Source organism: Aeromonas sp. EERV15 (assembly GCF_900079845.1).
GTDB lineage: Bacteria > Pseudomonadota > Gammaproteobacteria > Enterobacterales > Aeromonadaceae > Aeromonas > Aeromonas sobria.
The window spans coordinates 1-519 of the sequence record NZ_FKKY02000078.1 but is presented as its reverse complement, the minus strand read 5'-3'; the positions used below and the strand labels follow the sequence as shown (position 1 = coordinate 519).

Below are 519 nucleotides of genomic sequence, written 5' to 3'. Positions count from 1 at the left end.
GTGCGGTCGATCGCCCGTGCGGTTCACCAGCCGTCCCGCGTGCAGGGCAGCATCGGACCATGGGGCGATAGAGGACCGTCGCCCACATCCGGCGCGGGCTTTCGCAGCCTTCCTCTTGCGGATCGCGGCTGGGAGCGGCTAGCCTGGGCCTCGTACTTCCGGAGCTCGGGTGCTGAGGACCCGCGAGCGATGCAAAGGACCCGCGAGCGAGCCCTGCGCATTCGACGACTTGCTCTAGCCGCCGCAGCGCTTGCCGCGCTGATTCCGGCGCAGCTTCACGCGCAGCTGAGGCCGGAGCCGGTCACCATCTCGGCGCCCGCCATCCAGGAGTTGCCGGAGGTCGAGGGGACCGGCCTCTGCGCCGCGTCGGCCCCTTCGACCACCGGAAAGGCGGAGAGCGACTTCTACGTGCCCGGCGTCGATCCCGAAGCCATCAAGATGGACGAGCGTGTACCCTTTATCGATAAGCTCAACCGCTTCATCGATAACAGTAAGGAGACACGTCTCGAATACGTCATC

General features: G+C 66.5%; 1 protein-coding gene. It reads left to right on the top strand.

What is annotated here, in order from left to right; translation table 11 throughout:
- Window positions 1–189: 189 nt before the first annotated feature.
- A partial coding sequence (locus BN4575_RS22725) for a hypothetical protein (RefSeq protein WP_218060791.1) occupies window positions 190–519 on the top strand: 330 nt, incomplete at its 3' end.